Origin of the sequence: Limnospira sp. PMC 289.06 (genome assembly GCF_032350395.1) — a bacterium.
GTDB lineage: Bacteria > Cyanobacteriota > Cyanobacteriia > Cyanobacteriales > Microcoleaceae > Limnospira > Limnospira platensis.
This window is the reverse complement of record NZ_JARPLC010000084.1, coordinates 3,118-22,359: the sequence shown is the minus strand read 5'-3', so window position 1 is coordinate 22,359 and position 19,242 is coordinate 3,118. Positions and strand designations below refer to the sequence as shown.

Sequence of the window (19,242 nt, the reverse complement as noted above, 5' to 3'; positions counted from 1 at the left end):
AGATGTAACTGGTCTGTTACCACAGAAGACCCCGGTGAACCCGCCCCTACAGGGTGCGGGGGCGGGTTGATGTAACTGGTCTGTTACCACAGAAGACCCCGGTGAACCCGCCCCTACAGGGTGCGGGGGCGGGTTGATGTAACTGGTCTGTTACCACAGAAGACCCCGGTGAACCCGCCCCTACAGGGTGCGGGGGCGGGTTGATGTAACTGGTCTGTTACCACAGAAGACCCCGGTGAACCCGCCCCTACAGGGTGCGGGGGCGGGTTGATGTAACTGGTCTGTTACCACAGAAGACCCCGGTGAACCCGCCCCTACAGGGTGCGGGGGCGGGTTGATGTAACTGGTCTGTTACCACAGAAGACCCTGGTGAACCCGCCCCTACAGAAGACCCTGGTGAACCCGCCCAGACCAGGCGGGTCTGTTGCTAACCTAGGATTTTAGTAAATGCCAGCATTCAGTGGCGATCGCCCAATCTTCCTCCGTGTGGATCACAAATACAGGCACCTGGGAATCACTGGCGGCGATGTTACCATCTCCTTTAATATTGCGGTTTTTCTCGGGGTCTAATTTGAGTCCGATAAAATCAAAATCTTTGCAGGTTTCTTGACGCACTAAAACTCCGTGTTCTCCAATACCTGCCGTAAACACTAAACCATCTAGTCCCCCCAAACTCGCTAACATTGAACCTATCCCAGTTCGCAGGCGGTGAATAAACATATCAAAGGCTAATTGAGCCCGTTCGTTGCCGCTACTCTGTTCCTTTTGAACATAGCGCATATCTCCAGATATTCCCGTAATTCCCTTTAACCCCGATTGTTGATTTAGCATTTCATTAAGGCGATCGCTATCCCACCCATATTCCCTCATCAAAAAAATCAAAATCGCTGGGTCAATGGAACCACTCCGAGTTCCCATCATCAAACCTTCTAAGGGAGTAAATCCCATAGTAGTATTCACACTAATTCCATCCCGAATAGCCGCCAAAGAACAACCATTCCCTAAATGGCAAGTAATTAACCGCAAAGACTCCAACGGTTTACCCATTAATTGAGCTACCCTTTCCCCACAATATTTATGGCTTGTACCATGAAAACCATAGCGCCTAATTCCTTTAGTAAACCATTCATAAGGAATAGGATATACCGCCGCCGCCAAGGGCATTTGACTATGAAAGGCTGTATCAAATACCGCCACCTGTGGCACATTCCCTAACACCCTTTCTATGGCTGCAATTCCCTGTAAATGAGAAGGGTTATGAGACGGAGCTAGGGGGATTAATCGGGCGATCGTCTCTTTCACCTGCTCATCAATTATAGTCGCCCTAGAATAGTCAGTTCCTCCATGCACTACCCGATGACCAACCACATTAATTTCCCCTAGATTATTGAGAACTTGAGTCTCCCCTTCTATCAGGCTATTCAACATTTGACCAATCGCTTTATCCTTCTGACTGCCATCAATTTTACTCTCCTGTTTCACCCCATTGGCTTTCACTGTCATTTGCCCAAAAGGTGGCATTCCCCAATCAATAACCGCCTCCCAAATAGGTTCTAGGGGAGATGCTGGTAGGCTATCTCCGTTAATATCATATAAGCAGCTTTTTTGGGAGCTTGAACCAGCATTCAATACCAGAATTTTCATGATTAAAATTAACAGCCTTTTAATAATAGTTTATTGATGGATTTTTTGTTTTTTTGATGATGGCGGGCAGGTTGATGGACTGGGATGGAGTGGGAGCTATTTAGTTAAAGCAATGATGGACAGCACCAAAATCCACCTTAACATAGACTAAAGACCACTTAAAGTCAAGTTAAAATCAGGTTAAATATTCATAAACATCACCCAATTAATCATAAAAACTTGCCATTTCGGTAATCTTAGGATATTAATAGAGAAACTCCGTCCTATCGGATCATCCAGAATGTTAGGATTAGCCTAACCTCCCTGGAAATATCTATCTAAAGTAGGATGTCAATAAGCCCAATCAAGGTAAATATTTATGGTAGCAGCAGCCGATCAATCCTTGGAGACAACCTATCCTCTCAGTGACGATGAGATACGGAAAACTCATGCCTACTGGCGCGCTTGCAATTATCTTTGTGTAGGGATGATCTACCTGCGAGATAATCCGTTACTAAAAGAACCCTTAAAACCTGAACATATCAAATATCGCCTTCTGGGTCATTGGGGGTCTAGTCCCGGTTTAAGTTTCATCTACATTCACCTAAATCGGTTAATCAAAAAATATGACCTGAATATGATCTATATTGCGGGTCCAGGACACGGCGCACCGGGTGTTCTCGGTCCGGTATATTTAGAAGGAACCTACTCGGAGGTTTACCCGGATAAAAGTCAAGATGCTGAAGGGATGCGAAAATTTTTCAAACAGTTTTCATTCCCTGGCGGTATCGGTAGCCATTGCACCCCAGAAACCCCAGGTTCTATCCACGAAGGGGGGGAACTAGGTTATAGCCTCTCCCATGCTTACGGTACAGTATTTGACCATCCCGAATTAATTACGGCCGCCGTGGTGGGAGATGGAGAAGCGGAAACGGGACCCCTAGCAACGGCTTGGCATTCCAATAAATTTATCAATCCTATCCGTGATGGTGCGGTGCTGCCGATTTTGCACCTAAACGGCTATAAAATTGCTAACCCGACGATTCTCTCCAGAATTCCCAACGAGGAACTCAAAAACCTATTCCGAGGCTATGGTTATACTCCCTATTTGGTGGAATGTAGCCAATTAGAGGATTATGCCTCGGCTCATCAGAAAATGGCGACGACCCTAGAACATTGTATCAACGAAATTCGCGACATTCAACAACAGGCTCGTAGTAGTGGAAACGCTACCCGTCCCCAATGGCCGATGATTATTTTACGATCGCCTAAAGGTTGGACAGGTCCGAAGGAAGTAGATGGTCGCAAAGTTGAAGGTTTTTGGCGCGCGCACCAAGTCCCCATGTCTAATGTCATTGGGAACCCCCATCAGATGAAAATCCTAGAAGACTGGATGCGAAGTTACCAGCCCGAAGAACTTTTTGACGAAAACGGAACCCTGATTCCTGAACTCCAGGAACTCGCGCCAACGGGTATCCGCCGCATGAGTGCTAACCCGTTTGCTAACGGTGGTATTTTGCGTCGTGACTTAAATATGCCAGACTTCCGCCACTATGCTGTCGAGGTTCCTAAACCGGGTCAAAGTGAGGCAGAAAACACTCGACCTCTCGGTAATTTCCTCCGGGATGTCATGGCTAAAAATATGACTAATTTTCGGATGTTTGGGCCTGATGAAACTGCCTCTAATCGCCTTAATGCTGTCTATGAAGTCAGTAAAAAAACCTGGATGGGTGAGTTTTTAGAGGAAGACCTAGACGGTAGCGAATTAGCCACTGATGGTCGGGTTATGGAAATGTTAAGTGAGCATACCCTTCAAGGCTGGTTAGAAGGTTATTTACTCACGGGATGTCATGGTTTCTTTCACACCTATGAGGCTTTTGCTCATGTGGTCGATTCCATGTTTAATCAACACGCTAAATGGTTGGAAGTCTGTAAAAAAGAGGTGCCTTGGCGCTCTCCGATCGCCTCTCTGAATATCCTACTATCTTCTACGGTTTGGCGACAAGACCACAATGGTTTTAGTCACCAAGATCCCGGTTATGTGGATTTGGTTACTAATAAGAGTCCTGATGTAGTACGGGTTTATTTTCCACCTGATGCTAATTGTTTACTGTCCTGTGCTAATCATTGTCTCCAAAGCAAAGATTATGTTAATGTCATTGTGGCAGATAAGCAAAAACATCTACAATTCCTGAATATGGATGATGCCATTAAGCATTGTACTAAAGGAATTGGAATTTGGGAATGGGCTAGTAATGATGATTGTGGTAAAGACCCCGATATTCCTGATGTGGTGATGGCTTCTTGTGGTGATGTCGCTACTAGGGAGTCTTTGGCGGCGACCGCCATTCTCCGGTCGGAATTTCCTGAGTTGAAAATCCGCTTTATTAATGTGGTCGATCTGTTTAAGTTACAACCTAATACTGAACATCCCCACGGTTTATCTGATTGGGATTTTGATAGTTTGTTCACCACTGACAAACCCATTATCTTTAATTTCCACGGCTATCCTTGGTTGATTCATAAGTTGGCTTATCGTCGCACTAATCACCCCAATTTGCACGTTCGTGGCTATAAGGAAAAGGGTAATATTAATACACCCTTGGAATTGGCGATCGAAAATCAGGTCGATCGCTTTAATTTGGTGATTGATGTCATTGACAGAGTGCCACAATTGCGATCGGCGGCGGCTTATGTTCGCGAACGCATGAGAAATGCTATCATCGAAAATGTCGCTTATGCCTACGAACATGGTCAGGATCAGGAGGAAATTAGTAATTGGAAGTGGCCGTTTTAGCTGATACCATCTCGGGGTCAACTTTTGACCAATTAGTAGGATAACTTAACTTGATTAGGCGATTCGCTGAAAGTATCGGTTTAACATCTACTGATGCGATCGCCTTTTTTCATCCTCAGCATAGACTGCTGATATCATCAATATTTCAGGATACAAAAAACATGACAATTATTCTCGCTGGAGACATAGGAGGAACCAAAACAATTTTATCCTTATTTGACGCAAATTCTCTCGACACTAGCGCCCCTACACCCCAGATAAAATCATTATTTGAGCAGACATATTCTAGTCAAAATTATATTGATTTGGTTCCCATAGTTAAACATTTTTTAGAAGCTGCATCTCAGGAAGTTTCCGAATATAAAAAACCCGAAAAAGCCTGTTTTGGTATTGCGGGTCCTGTGGTAAATGATAGCTGCGAACTTACTAACTTGAGTTGGTCGTTAGACAGCGATCGCCTTCAGCGAGAACTAGATATTTCCCACATTAAACTAATTAATGATTTTGCCGCTATTGGTTATGGTGTAGTCGGTTTATCATCATCAGATTTACACATTCTCCAACCCGGAAAACCTGATGCTTCTGCGCCTAGGGCTGTGATAGGTGCGGGAACAGGTTTAGGAGAAGGTTTTGTGATTCCCCTTCCCCAAGGCGGTTATCAAGTCTTTTTCAGCGAAGGCGGTCATACTGATTTCGCACCCAGATCCGAGTTGGAATTTCATCTCCTAGGCTATTTACGAGAACTCTATAATATCACCAGAGTATCCGTAGAAAGAGTAGTATCGGGGATGGGAATTACCGCGATTTATCAATTTTTGCGTGACCATGATATCTCTCAAGAATCTCCCGAAATTGCCCAAATTTATCATACATGGAAACAGGAAATCGGACAAGAACACCAAACCGTAGACCTCGCCGCTGAAGTCTCTAAAGCCGCCTTGGCTAAAAGTGATTATCTCTCGGTTCAGACTATGAAAATTTTTGTGGAAGCCTATGGCGCAGAAGCTGGAAATCTCGCGCTCAAATTACTACCATACGGCGGGTTATATGTGGCCGGGGGAATTGCTGCTAAAATTATCCCTTTAATACAGGAAGGAAACTTTATCAAAGCCTTGAAAGATAAGGGTCGCGTTAGTCCTTTATTAGAACAAGTACCTGTCTCTATTGTTCTTAATCCTCAAGTCGGTTTAATCGGTGCCGCATTATGTGCCACACAAATCTAAACACAAAAAAACTATTTCGGTTTAGGGGTTGACTTTCGGTGATGTTTATGCCATAATTATTACCATGGTAAAAGGTGGCGGCATATATAATGTAAAATCTATGGTTAAACTAATCGATAGTGAACCCAGTCGATAGTTAAACAGTCAACCCTTGAAACGATAGCCGGAGGAGATAGAAACAATTAAGAATTGTGGAAGTTTCCGGGGTTGAGCAACTCGGATGTGTTATGAAGGGAATACGAAATGCGATCGCATAATCTCCTATGGTAACAATAGGCTTTTCCCGTAGAATCTGGAAGCGGTTTTTCCTAGTCTCCCTGTTTATCCTCACCATAGCCGGGTGTCGAATTTTCAGCAGTCAACCCGTTGGTGAACCGATGGTCAGCATATCCCCGCTACCCCTTCCCCAGCTTCCAGAGTGGATAAAAGAAATTAGTCCTACAGAGGAAGCCACATCTTTAGGCCAGATTAGAATCACTTTTAGCAACCCGTTAATTCCGGTTGAGCGTCTCGACTCCCCCAACCAGAGACAACAACTCAAACACTTTGACATCAACCCCACAATACCGGGAAGATTCCGATTTCTGACACCCCGGATGGTAGGTTTTCAAGCGGAAGAGGCAATTCCCCTAGCCACCCGGTTTCAGGTAACGCTGAAAAAAGGACTCAGCGACCTCAGCGACCATCAACTAGAGTCAGACATAGCCTGGACTTTCAACACTCCAGCCATTCAACTGTCAAACCTTCCGGGGACGGAAGATAACCCTGGTTTTCCTGACCACCCCATAGGTTTAGACCCCACCCTCAAATTTACATCTAACGTAGAACTAGATCTCGCCTCAGTCAACGACCATATCAGAGTCATTTCCGACAAGACCAAAAAAGCCATTCCTCTACGGGTAACACTAGATAAACCGGAAGCTGGTAGCGGGGATGTGGCGCGAGAAGACAGAGAAAGCCCATTTTCCCATAGCTGGGATTATAACATAAAATTTCAGCAAAAGCTAGAAAAAGCCAGCCGTTACACCCTAGAAATCACACCCGGACTGCAATCAAAAACGGGAAATCTAGCCAGCCAATTTCTGATTTCCAACCCAATTTACACCTACGAACCCCTACAGTTTCAAGGAATCCAATTTTATGGACAACCTAGGGAAGGTGGAACCTATGGAAGATTTACTAATGGGAGTCCTCAACTTAAGTTTAATAACGGAATTACGGCGCAATCAGCCAGAGAAAATATCACGATAAACCCGCCACCAGTAGGAGATGCACCGCCGCTGATACAATCATACGACGGTAACGATACAATCAGCTTAAATCCTTGGTCTTTTCAACCTCAAACTAATTATGTAATTACGATTGGCGCTAACCTGGAAGACACCTTTAATCAAAGGCTAGAGGAACCCATCAACCTTAACTATAAAACGGGAAATCTTGCGGCTGACCTGTGGACTCCTTCTGGTTTAAATATTTTCCCATCTGGTAACAATTTACAAATTAACGTTTCTACTGTTAATATACCCGAATCTCGCTATCAAGCAGCTTATGCAATTATCCAGCCAGAAGATTTAGTCTATGCAGAGCAAGCCTATCCGAGCAGGGAGGGTAAAAATTTACTCCCCACCTCAGATAAATGGCAAAATTTTAGGGTTGATGGTGGTGCGACTAATCAAACTATCGAAACTTCGATTAATCTGCGAGATAAGTTACAAGGGAAAACGGGAATGTTAGCCTATGGAATTAAAGCCAAAACTACTTCCTATGAAAAAAATGGTGTGACGGAATGGAATGAGCCTAGCTTTTATGGGATGGTTCAGTTAACTAACTTGGGTGTGTTTTCCCAATGGTTTCCAGAGTCGGGAATGGTGAGAGTTAATCATTTAGATGACGGTTCACCAGTAGCATCAGCATCGGTGGAAATATACCAATCCCAACTTAATGCTAGATCATTTCCTCAACCAACTGCTTGTGCTAGGGGAATTACTAATAGGGAGGGATTGCTATTATTAACGGCGGAAAACCTGGGGGGATGTATGGGAGCCAGTCGGTTTAATGAACCCCCAGAACTGTTGGTAATTGCTAAAGAAGGGGAGGACTGGGCATTCACTCGCAGCTACTCCTACAGTGGTGCTTATGGCTATGGAGTTTATGCGGGTTGGGATGAAAATAAACCGATTTCTCGCGGAACTATTTTTTCAGACCGACAACTCTATCAACCGGGTGAACCTATCGCTTTAACGGGGGTGGCTTACTATTTACAAAATGGGGAATTACAGCCAGATCAGAATACGGTCTATAATCTCACGCTAGAAACTCCGACGGGGGAAAAACGAGAATTAGGGGATTATTCAACTAATCAATTTGCTACGTTTTCGGTAGAATTTACGGTTAAGCCAGATGACCCTTTGGGGAATTATGTAATTCAGGGTAAAGGTATCAATGGGGTAGAAATTGTTGGTAATTTTCGAGTAGCAGAATTTAACCCCCCTAACTTTAAGGTTGATTTGAGTCTTGACCGCCAATTAGCTGTGAGTCAGGATAAAATTATGGCGACAGTTCAGGGTGATTATTTATTCGGTTCTCCGGTAGTTGGTGGTGAGGCTAAATATTATGTGACGCGGACGGCTAGTGATTTCACTCCCCCAGGTTGGGAAAAATATCATTTTGGAAGACAGTGGTTTTGGCCGGAAGAAAAACCGACGATTTCTAGTGATGTCTTACAGCGATCGCAAAATTTAGACGCGGCGGGTTCGGGAAGTGAAATGATCACTGTTAGCGGTGATGTTCCCTATCCCCTCAGATATCAAGTTGATGTGGAAGTGACAGATGTTTCTAACCTGTCGGTCGCGGACTCCCAAAGTTTTACGGTCTTACCTAACCATCAATTGATTGGACTGAAAAGCAAATTTGTAGCTAATGTTAATCAGGCTTTTCCGGTGGAAGTGATTGTTACTGATGTTGAGGGTAAATCAATTAATAATGTTCCGGTGAAGCTGGAATTACAGAAAATGAATTACAGCAGTATCACCCGGGTGGTGGAAGGGGGACAAACTAACCGAAATCAACTGGAATATGAAACAGTGGATACTGTAGATGTCAGGAGTGGTAATACTGCGAAAACTGTAGAATTAACGGCGAGGGAATCAGGGTCTTATCGCATTCAGGCGAGATTTGCTTCGGACCCCTTAAATACACCGAAAGCTACTGATATTCAAATTTGGATAACAGGTGATAGTCCGGTGAGTTGGGGAAATCGTTATGATAACCGCCTCGAAATTAAACTAGACCGGGATAATTACCAACCGGGAGATATAGCAACGGCTTTAATTCAATCACCCTATGGGGAGGGAGAGTTATTTTTCGCAGTAATTCGCGATCGCATTTTGTATAAAACCCTAATTCCGGTGAAAGGCGGCGCACCAGAAATCCGCTTTCAAGTAACACCAGAAATGCTACCTAATGTGGCTGTAGAAGCGGTCTTAGTCCGTCAGGGAGAACCTCTATCACAACTGGAACCGGGAAGCGTAGATAATCTAGTATCTATCGGGATGACTCCGTTAAATGTCAGCAAAAATGGGAAGTATTTACAAGTCAAAATTAACCCGAATCAATCGGAATTTCAACCTGGTTCCCAAGCCACGATTAACCTAGAGTTGACGAAGGATAATTATCAACCGATTAGCGGACAAATCACTTTAATGGTGGTCAATGATGCGATATTGCAACTTAACGGCTACCGACCCCCCAACTTAGTAGATACTGTATATGCTGAACAATCAATATCGACCCGATTAACAGATAACCGTCCTGATGTGGTAATACAATCATTGATGTCACCGTTGGCTAAAGGTTGGGGTTATGGGGGAGGATTTTCCGCCGCCACTATTGATACATCTAAGTTGCGTCAAGACTTCCAAGCGTTAGCCTACTATAACGGTTCAATTATCACGGACACCCAAGGAAAAGCCACGGTTAATTTTACGTTACCTGATAATTTAACCACCTGGCGAGTTCTGGCGATCGCTACTGACGAAAATTTAGAATTTGGGTCGGGGGAAGCGACATTTATCACGACCAAATCCCTATTATCTAATCCGATACTACCACCATTCGCGCGGGTAGGCGATCGCTTTTTAGCGGGAGTTTCCATCACCAACCGAGACAACCTGAAAGGACAATTAGACATCACCGGAGACCTGAGTGGTGGACTGTTATTTTCAGCGGGGAATAAAACCAGCCACCACCTGAAAACCCAAGCGGAAACGGCCACCCAAGCCTATCGTTTTCCTGTGTTAGTTGAACAAGTAGGAAATTCCCTGGTAAAATTCACCAGCAGACTGCAAAATAAAACTGATAGTTTTCAAGTTCCTTTGGAGATAAAACCCCTAGAAACAACGGAACAGGTAATCGCTTCCGGGACTACCCGCGAAACCGTCAGCATTCCCATTAATATTGATGATAAGGTAGTCCCCAATGCGGGAGGTCTAACTATTTCCCTGGCTAATAGTTTAATCCCCCAATTAACACAACCTGCGACCCAAATTTTCCAACAGCCAACTTTACCATTCTTAGAACCCATAGCCAGTCGTTTATTAATAGCAAGTAATCTCCAAATTATTGGGAAAAATCCTAATGATTTATCGGGCTTAGATTTGGAATTGCAAGCTAATGATGCTATTAACAGATTAGCCGGCTTACAAAAAGAAGATGGCGGTTTTGGCTATTTTCCCGCCGCGAATATCTCCGATCCGCTACTATCGAGTTACGCCGCAGAATCCTTAGCCAAAGCATCTCAAGCCGGATTTACGGTTAATAATAATCTGATTAATCGCCTCAGAAATTATCTAAATCAAGTAGTTGCTAATCCTGATGAAAATGGCTTCTGTGTTAATAATATCTGTAAAAACCGCCTGCGTCTTGAAGCGTTAATCGCCTTATCAGACTTAGGAGAAACGCGCAGTGATTTCATGGCAGAAATTTACGGAACTTGGCGGGAATTTGACCCCGCCACCCAAATTAAACTGGCTGGTTATTTAGCCAACTTCCCCCAATGGGAAACGGAATTTAATACGATTTTCCAAGATATCCAAAAACACATTTATCAAACGGGACGGACAGCGACGGTTAATTTACCCCCCGGATATCAATGGTTAGCCTCTCCGACGGTTTTACAGTCTCAAGCATTGCGCTTATATATTACCCAAAACCAACAGCCAGAAACTATCGGTAGATTAGTGGAAAGTCTGTTAAACCTGCGTCGTGAGGGAATTTGGCAAAATGACTATGATACCGCCGAAGCGTTAACGGCGTTAGTGGCTTATCAACAAACCCAAACCACGTCGGAAAGTTTCCGGGTTAATTTGGAAGTGGGGGGGTACATATCAGAGCAAATTGAGTTAGGAAATGATGGTAATTCTAGCTTTAATCTTAACCTACCGATGGCAGAATTACCCCAAGGAAATTATCAACTATCGATTCAACCTGAAAATTCGGGTAATTTACATTATTGGATAAAATACAGTTATCGCCTAGAAGGAAAGCAGCCAGGTCAACTTAATGGTCTTCGGGTGATTCGGACTATTCGACCGGCTAACGAAACTGAAAGTCTGCAAACCTATAGCCTCACAGAGGAGTCTAAACCTTTAACGGTGAAACCGGGACAGATATTTGATATTGGGTTGGAAATTATCGCAGATCATCCAGTGGATAAAGTGATGATTGTTGACCCTCTCCCGGCTGGTTTAGAGGCGATTGATAGGAGTTTTGAGACGAGTAATCAAGTCTTACAAAGTCAGGCTGATAGTTGGGAAATTGCCTATCAAACTATTTATCGCGATCGCATTATGGCTTATAGCGATCGTCTCATACCTGGTGCATATCATGTTCATTATCTAGTACGTTCTGTCACCCCCGGCGAATTTATCTGGCCGGGTGCTAGAGCCTATCTACAATATAACCCAGAAGAGTTCGGACGAACTACCTCTGGGTTGTTAGTGGTATCCGATAGATAGACTCGGAAAAGCTCCGCCTATTATACCATAAATGGAGGATAATAGCAAGTAATCGCCATCAATTATGTTAAGACTTGGTGTATAGTTTCTACAAGTTGTTCAAGAAAATCAACGCAGTCGCTAACTAGACAGTCATAAATAGGCCATCTGTTTCCGATACCAAAAGAAGGGTCTATATCAGCTTGATGAGCAATTTTATTTCTGCGATCGACTATTGCGCTAAGTTGTTGTTTGATATCGGATGCTGATTTCCCCATTTGCTGCGCTACCTCATCCCACAATTTTTGGTCATAAATAAGACGAATAGCATCAGCTATTTTATCTGGTTTTTGAAAACTCTTATATCCCAGGTTTTCTCGGAGTTCATCATTGAGTAATGAAGTTTGATTGAGTTTATTTTGAATCGCACTTGATATCAGTGGAAGCAAATCTGATACACTGGGAGATGGTGGCAGCAATGACCCGGCTTGGCTTAACTGAATTTCTGTTTCTAACCAAGATTCAATATTCATCAGCATTAATCTATCATTGGTAGTGTTACCTAATGACACTTGAAAACGTGAAAAGGCGGCAGTTTGAGGACGTTCACCTTTATAAATTTCTAACATTCCCAGGGTGACAACTTCATGGATATAGTAATCTAACGCACTCACGGCTAAAACCAGGGATGCTCGTAAAATATCAGATAAATCTAAAGCCGGGGTCGATTGAGATTTAATATAGTTATGAACATCAATTAAATCCCTAACACGAGCAATACTGACCCGAAATTGGTCAAGCGCTAATTGCATAACTCTGAGAAGTTAATCCGATAACTTTATCTGCTAGGTCTGCAAATACCCCACGAAATTCTTCCTGTTTTTTCCGATTGTTTGTTAAAACTTTTCCAGCTTGTCTTAATTGCTCACGAGTTAAATCATAAATGGGAGTTTGATGCTTTTGAGAAAGGGCAATTAGACTATTAAAGTTAGAAATCTTGGTTAAAGTAAAAGTTTCGCTAATACCTTGCTCAAAATAACTGGGAGTAGGTAACATTAAACCAGATTGGCTGAACACAGGAACTAATTTATCTTTAACATCTGCCTCGATTTTGTCAATCCATTTTTGAAAAGCCACAGTTTCCTTACCGTGAATAATTCGATAATTCTGAATAATAGTTCCCAGAAAGCGAAGTTTAAAATCAGGAAATGGATAGATTGCCTCTTTTAAAATCGGTGACGAACTGGCTTTTTTAGCCCATAATGACCATTTAGGCAAAATTTTACTCAAGGATTCGATCGCCATCACGGAGAAGAAATCAGCGGTAGTAGGAATGATAAAAAAGTCGCTGGTCATCAACAAATTTTGATTAATTGAATTCAAGCTAGGACTCATATCAATTAAAATATAATCCGCATTAAAGAGCGCGGCAGTTTTGTTAAACAATGCAGTAATAGACCCGGGTAAATTTTGGAGTGTTTGAATGGAACTACTTAACTCTTGAGCAATACCTAGGGTAACTTCATACTCAGCAAATCCCACATGACCCGGAAGTAAAAATAAGCCTTCTTGACCTAATAAAGGAACACAATTGACGGCTTCAATGGCTTTAGGTTGACCTTCAAAAGCTGGGGCGAGTCCGGTCTTAATGTTTGAATGTGTATTGTAGATAGCTTCGATTCTGGCTTGGTCATCTTCGGTATCTTGTTCTAAAGCCATACCAGTTAAATTACATTGTGGGTCAGCATCTACAATAATCACTTTTTTGCCTTTTGATGCTAACATCCAACCCAAGTTAAATGTGGTGGTGGTTTTACTGACTCCGCCTTTGTGATTAAATAGTGCGATTTTCTGAACCATGATATTTACCCTGTTTTTAACTCGCCGATGTTGGGTAATTGTAGCATATAATCATTGCCCCAACCTTTAATAATATGGGGGTTTGAGACTCAGTTCAGATGCTGTCTGATGTGGCTGTATCAATTCTGAGGTGATGGTGATGAGGTGAGAGTGGTGGGGGTCTGTCTGGCTCTGGGGAGACTGATGGCTAGATTTAAGGGGTCATGTTAGGATGGAGCCAGAGGCTTGATGGTGGCGGTTATGGTTCTAGGGACTCGGAAATATACGGGAAGTTAGAAGCCGAAACGCTTACCCAGAGGGAGATTAAGCGGCTGCCAGAAAAAAGTCAAAAAAAAATCGGCAAAAGGGTTGACAGAAGTTGAAAGATTCGCTAAGTTAATAAAGGTGAGAGCGCAAAAAGCTCGAAAATCAAAGGCGAAACACAAACACAAGCCCCCATCGTCTAGAGGCCTAGGACACCTCCCTTTCACGGAGGCGACAGGGATTCGAATTCCCTTGGGGGTACTAAAAATTTAAGGTTAGGGTAGGGATTGTGGAATGTGGTCTCTACCCTAGTCTTTTTGGTGATAGTTGGCTAACCTCAAGGGAGGATCTGGCGCATATAATCGCCCCATAATTGAGCTGCATTAGCGCTACTGCCGAAAGTAGGGGAATTGTCATCATTACCGAGCCAAATGCCTGTGGTGAGTCTCTGATTGGGTATATAGCCAATAAACCAGAGGTCAACATTGGAGTTGGTGGTGCCAGTTTTTCCAGCTTCCCCTAAACCCAAACTAGCATCCTGACCTGTGCCCCAACGAATTACTCCCTGTAGCATGGAAGTCATAGTTTCTGTGACGAGGGGAGAAACGACCTGGGGGACTCTGGGATTTTCTCGATCATAGGCATAAATGACCCGACAGCTATTAATATCGATCGCATCGGTGCAATCACTACTATCTAAAATACGTCTAATGCCGTGGGGATAGTGAGCTAAACCGCGATTAGCCATGACATTAAAAGCGCCAGTCATCTCTAGCAGGGTAACTTCACTTTGACCCAAAACCAAACCGGGAACCGGATTTAAATCGGAGCGAATGCCTAGCCGTCGTGCCATATCGACGACGGAATTTAAGCCGACCTCCTGGGCGACTCTTAGGGCGGTGACGTTTTCGGATAAAGCCATACCCCGATACATATCGACAGACCCACTACTGCGATCGCATCCTCTAAAAGTTTGTCCTTGCCAAGTGAGAGGTTCACAGGAATAGGTTCTACCGGGGGGGATACCCTTATCTAAGGCGGCGGCATAGGGAAAGAGCTTAAAGGTAGATCCGGGCTGTCGTAGGGCTTGAGTCACGCGGTTAAATTGACTATCCCCATAACTGATTCCTCCGACCATAGCCATAACTGCGCCATTACTGGAGTCGAGAGTGACTATTCCCCCCTGAGAAAAGCCAGCACCAGCGCCGACGGTAGCTAGATGTTGTTGCAAAGACCTCTCAGCGACGGCTTGCATTTGAGGATCTAAAGAGGTTTCGACAATAAAGTTACCCTCTCGCGCCAATTGACTGCCGAGAAGTCTCTCTATTTCGGTAAATACATAATCATAAAAGTAGGGTGCAATGGTACTTTCGAGAATTTCCCGCGCCCTGGGGTTAATTTCAATACGCGATCGCCTCGCCCGATCGGCTTCTTCAGAGTTAATCATTCCCAGGGCTTCCATTCTCGCCAATACGCGATCGCGATACTGGACGGCTAACTCATAATTTTGAATAGGATTAAAACTATTGGGGGCGGGCAAAATACCTGCCAGTGTTGCAGCTTCGGACAGGGTTAAATTAGCGGCAGATTTGCCAAAATAGAACTGAGCGGCATTTTCAAAACCATAGAGGTCTAAGCCTAAATATACTCGGTTTAAATAGGTAAGTAAGAGAGTGTCTTTACCATAAAAAGTCTCTAATTTAAGGGCGACGATCGCCTCTCTGGATTTCCGCCAGGCGGAATCTTCTGTGCCGACGTACTCCCTAAATAAAGTGCGGGCTAACTGCTGGGAAATCGTGCTGCCACCTTCTCTAATTGCACCGCCTTGTAAATTCGTGATAAAAGCCCTGAAAATTCCGATGGGGTCAATACCCATGTGCCAATAAAAGCGGCTATCTTCCGAAGCTATAACGGCCTTTGGTAGGTAAGAGGAAAAATCAGATAAAGCCTCTAATTCCAGTTGTAAATTATTGTTGGTTGTACCCCGCAGAGGCTGATGATCACGGGAATAAACGACTACCGGGCCATTGATAGAGCGAGGCAGAGGTCGCACGGTAAAATATTGCCACTGCCACAAAACGATTAAGGCGACCAAAGCACTAATACCACAGAAGGTATAAAGACCAGAGCACAGTAACCGCAGATATAGGGGTGGTGGATCTACATACTGAACCCGAACACCATTAGCGAGTTCCGGGGGGCCCAAAGTAATGACATCCCCATGACGCAGGGGAAAAACCTGAAGCCGCCGCCGTCCCTTATAGACTCCATTGGTTGAGCTTTCGTCTTGGAGCAAAAATTGTCGAGAGGGATGTTCTCCCAAAATGGTTTTATGTGGTGGCTGACGTAATAAACACAGATGCACCTGACTAACTACAGGATTGCGAACCACGATATCACTAGATCGCGAAGAACGACCAATCACATAGCGATCGCCTAATAGCGGATAAACATCAGCCTTATCCGCATCAGCATTTTGCACCCAAAGTTCAGGAACCCTACTATTAGGCCTTAGCACCAGCCGGGAGAAGTTAACTCTGGCGTGAATGGTCTGCACAACGTGGGTGATGGCACTTATAACTGTATTTGACTTCGGGTCCGGCTTTTTAGATGACATATTTGGCGACATTTCGCATATAGCCGTTATGTGAGACTCACTGGCCTTAGCTGACTCGCAAGATTATAACACCTACTGTTAGTAGTGATTTACGGTTGGGGGAAATCAATGGATAATGCTATATAGGGTATCACGCTGGAGAGGTTTTCGCCCGACTGAGGCGATCGCCTGTTGAAGGTCTTTTACAGTCTGGCAGGTTCCCCCAGTAGCTCCTGCCATAGTGGTGATATGTTCTTCCATTAAGGTGCCGCCGATATCATTACAGCCCCATTTTAGGGCTTCTGTGGCACCGGATAAACCCAATTTTACCCAACTAGGTTGATGGTTCATAATCCAGTTACCGAGGAAAATCCGGGCTACAGCCATGAGTCTGAGGCTATCAGTTAAAATTGGTTGGTCTCGTCCTACCCGGCGGCGTAAGGACGGAGGTGCTTGTTCCCCGACAAAAGGCAGGGCGATAAATTCGGTAATGCGGGCGGGATAATTGCGGTCAATGGCTTTTTGTTGTAGCGATCGCAATTTTTGCAAGTGGGCGATCTGCTGTTGGTGGGTTTCAATGTGACCACATAAGATGGTGCTAGTGGTGGGAACTCCTAGACTGTGGGCGGTTTCTACAATTTCTAACCAGGTGGCTGTATTAATTTTTTCTGGACAGATGACCTGGCGAATGCGATCGTCTAACACTTCGGCGGCTGTTCCTGGCATAGAACCGACTCCAGCATCCCGCAGTGAACCTATGACTACATCATAACTGAGGCGATCGCCACGGGCAATAAATTGCACTTCCTGGGGGGAAAAAGCATGAAGGTGTAAATTAGGAAACTCATTTTTGATGGTCTTCACCAACTGGAGATAATAGGGTAAAAACTGACCGTTAATCTGAGCCTTGGGATTTAATCCCCCCTGCATACAAATTTCGGTGGCTCCCCTTTCGACAGCATCTTTGGCTTTTTGGAGAATTTGCTCAAAACCCAACCAAAACGCCCCGGCTTCCCCTTCATCACGCCGAAAAGCGCAAAAATTGCAATGCTGTTCGCAAATGTTGGTAAAATTGAGATTGCGATTAATTACATAGGTTACAGTATCTCCACAATCACGCGATCGCCACTTATCTGCCACTTCTCGCAGACGTTCGGTAACTTTCGGGTGATTGGCTTCTAGTAGGATTAATCCTTGCTCTGGGGATAAATCAGCCCCCTCTGAGGCACAATCCAAAATGGCATCAACGGTTTGAGTTAACATACAATCTAATCAATAGTCTCCCAAGTTAAATCGGTCAGCATATTTACTCAAGTTCCTTAATTAGTTGAATGACAGCAATGATATTAAAATCTGCTTTATCTATTGGAGTTCCCAGACGACCACTGCTCTGGTTTAGCCTCAAACTGCGGAATATACCGATTTTGATGCTTATGGGTGCGACTGTGTTGGTGTTCACGATCGCACCTATTCTAGCTCAGGAGGAACCATCTGCGGAACCATCCCCAACTTCGGAAATTGACAACCCATCTGTTGATCATAATCAATTACACAATCAGGGAGTTGAGCAATTCCATAAAGGCGAACATCGCGAAGCCATAGAAAGCCTAGAACAGGCATTGTCAATCCGCCGGAACCAAGGCGATCGCTTGGCTGTGGCGGAAACACTGAATGCTATTGGTGAAGTTTACAGCAATTTTAACGAAAGCGATCGCGCTTTACCAGCTATTTCTGAAGCCCTGGAAATTTACCGCCAACAAAACCCCCAGGGAGCCTCGGAAACGGCTCTAGTCGAAAGTGGTAAAGCCCGCAGTCTCAACCTTCTGGGTTTTCTTCACCGCCAACAGGGTGAATTTCCCCAAGCCCTAGAACACCATCAAGAAGCACTGAGACTAGCTCAAAGTGCAGGCGATCGTAGTGAAGTCGGGGAATCTTTACATAATATCGCGGCCGTCTATGCCAGTCAAGCTCAACCCACCCAAGCCCTCGACTATTATCAACAAGCCCGGGCTATTCGTCAAGAGGTTGGCAATTTACGGGATCTTTCCCGCACCCTCAACAATTTAGGGGCACTTTATTTTAGCATAGGAGAGGTAGAAAGAGCCCTAGAAATTTATCAACAAGCCCTGGCTTTCCGCCGACAAATAGGAGACCAAGCCGGGGTGGGGCGGTTGTTAAGTAATATGGGTTATATCTACCGCGAAAATGGAGATGATTTCCAAGCCTTAGTACACTTTCAGCAAGCGGCTCAACTCTTAGAACGCATCAGAGATAACGCAGGGGCGGCTCGTATCTTGAATTTAATGGGGATTATCTACGAAAATTTAGACCAGTTTCCTCAAGCGATCGAAACCTATCAGCAGGCTGCTAATTTGGCTAAGGAAGCTAATGATTTTGGTCTGGCGGGGACGGCACTTACCCAGATAGGTCGCATTTATAACAGTCAGGAAATGTGGGAAAAAGCCTTAGAAATTTATCAGCAAGCCCTAGAAGTTTATCGAGAATCAGAACAGCAGCCAGAGATTAGTCAAATCCTTAATCAGTTAGGCTCGATTCATGAGCAATTGGGCAACTATTCCCAAGCCCTAGAAACTCTAAAAAGTGCTTTATCTATCATCGAAGAAGCTGGAGACCAAGAAGCAGCACAGGCTACTCTCAACACGATTCAATCCCTCGAAGAAAAATTAACGGAAAATGAAAATGAAATGGATAATTGACAATTGTAGGGGCGGGTTCCACAGTCAGTTATAGGAATGAGCGACGGGCTGAATAAACCCGCCCCACCCCACCGGTTAATTAATTGTTAATTGTTAATTGTAGGGGCGGGTTCCACAGTTAGTTATAGGAATAACCGACCCGTTTAATAAACCCGCCCCACCCCACCGGTTAATTAATTGTTAATTGTTA

At 44.3% G+C, this 19,242-nt stretch carries 9 protein-coding genes and 1 tRNA gene; 5 read left to right on the top strand and 5 right to left on the bottom strand.

The features are described 5' to 3' along the window. Window positions 1-432: 432 nt before the first annotated feature. Window positions 433-1,644, bottom strand: coding sequence for an acetate kinase (locus tag P5674_RS16430; protein ID WP_006618557.1), 1,212 nt, complete (start codon window positions 1,642-1,644; stop codon window positions 433-435). A gap of 358 nt (window positions 1,645-2,002) precedes the next feature. Between P5674_RS16430 and P5674_RS16425 the strand changes: the two genes are divergently transcribed. The 3 genes from P5674_RS16425 (at window position 2,003) to P5674_RS16415 (ending at window position 11,657) form a co-directional block, all read left to right on the top strand. After that, window positions 2,003-4,420 carry a phosphoketolase family protein gene (locus P5674_RS16425; protein WP_006618556.1) on the top strand — a complete coding sequence of 806 codons (2,418 nt, stop codon included), beginning with the start codon at window positions 2,003-2,005 and terminating at the stop codon, window positions 4,418-4,420. 161 nt (window positions 4,421-4,581) lie between these two features. Then, the gene (locus P5674_RS16420) at window positions 4,582-5,643 is read left to right on the top strand and encodes a glucokinase (RefSeq protein WP_006618555.1); all 1,062 of its coding nucleotides are present in this window, start codon (window positions 4,582-4,584) and stop codon (window positions 5,641-5,643) included. A 263-nt stretch (window positions 5,644-5,906) separates the two neighbouring features. Next, entirely contained in the window at window positions 5,907-11,657 is a 5,751-nt protein-coding gene (locus tag P5674_RS16415; protein ID WP_035738130.1) for an alpha-2-macroglobulin family protein, read from the top strand. Window positions 11,658-11,719: 62 nt separating this feature from the next. Here P5674_RS16415 and P5674_RS16410 read toward each other — a convergent pair whose 3' ends face one another. Together P5674_RS16410 and P5674_RS16405 are read right to left on the bottom strand one after the other, a co-directional pair. Beyond that, window positions 11,720-12,448, bottom strand: a complete 729-nt coding sequence (locus tag P5674_RS16410; protein WP_006618553.1) for a HEPN domain-containing protein — start codon at window positions 12,446-12,448, stop codon at window positions 11,720-11,722. Continuing rightward, window positions 12,432-13,496: a ParA family protein gene (locus tag P5674_RS16405; protein WP_006618552.1), complete on the bottom strand. Its 1,065-nt coding sequence runs from the start codon at window positions 13,494-13,496 to the stop codon at window positions 12,432-12,434. Before P5674_RS16405 ends, P5674_RS16410 begins: the two co-directional genes overlap by 17 nt. 431 nt (window positions 13,497-13,927) lie before the next feature. Here P5674_RS16405 and P5674_RS16400 point away from each other — a divergent pair. Next, a tRNA-Glu gene (locus P5674_RS16400) sits at window positions 13,928-14,000 on the top strand. A gap of 76 nt (window positions 14,001-14,076) precedes the next feature. Here P5674_RS16400 and P5674_RS16395 read toward each other — a convergent pair. After that, window positions 14,077-16,356 carry a transglycosylase domain-containing protein gene (locus P5674_RS16395; RefSeq protein ID WP_315670100.1) on the bottom strand — a complete coding sequence of 760 codons (2,280 nt, stop codon included), beginning with the start codon at window positions 16,354-16,356 and terminating at the stop codon, window positions 14,077-14,079. Between the two features lie 105 nt (window positions 16,357-16,461). Further along, a complete protein-coding gene (gene cofH, locus P5674_RS16390; RefSeq protein ID WP_014276523.1) occupies window positions 16,462-17,598 on the bottom strand; it encodes a 7,8-didemethyl-8-hydroxy-5-deazariboflavin synthase subunit CofH in 1,137 nt (378 codons plus the stop codon). Window positions 17,599-17,675: 77 nt separating this feature from the next. Between cofH and P5674_RS16385 the strand changes: the two genes are divergently transcribed. Next, a complete protein-coding gene (locus tag P5674_RS16385; protein ID WP_315670099.1) occupies window positions 17,676-19,052 on the top strand; it encodes a tetratricopeptide repeat protein in 1,377 nt (458 codons plus the stop codon). Window positions 19,053-19,242 lie beyond the last annotated feature (190 nt).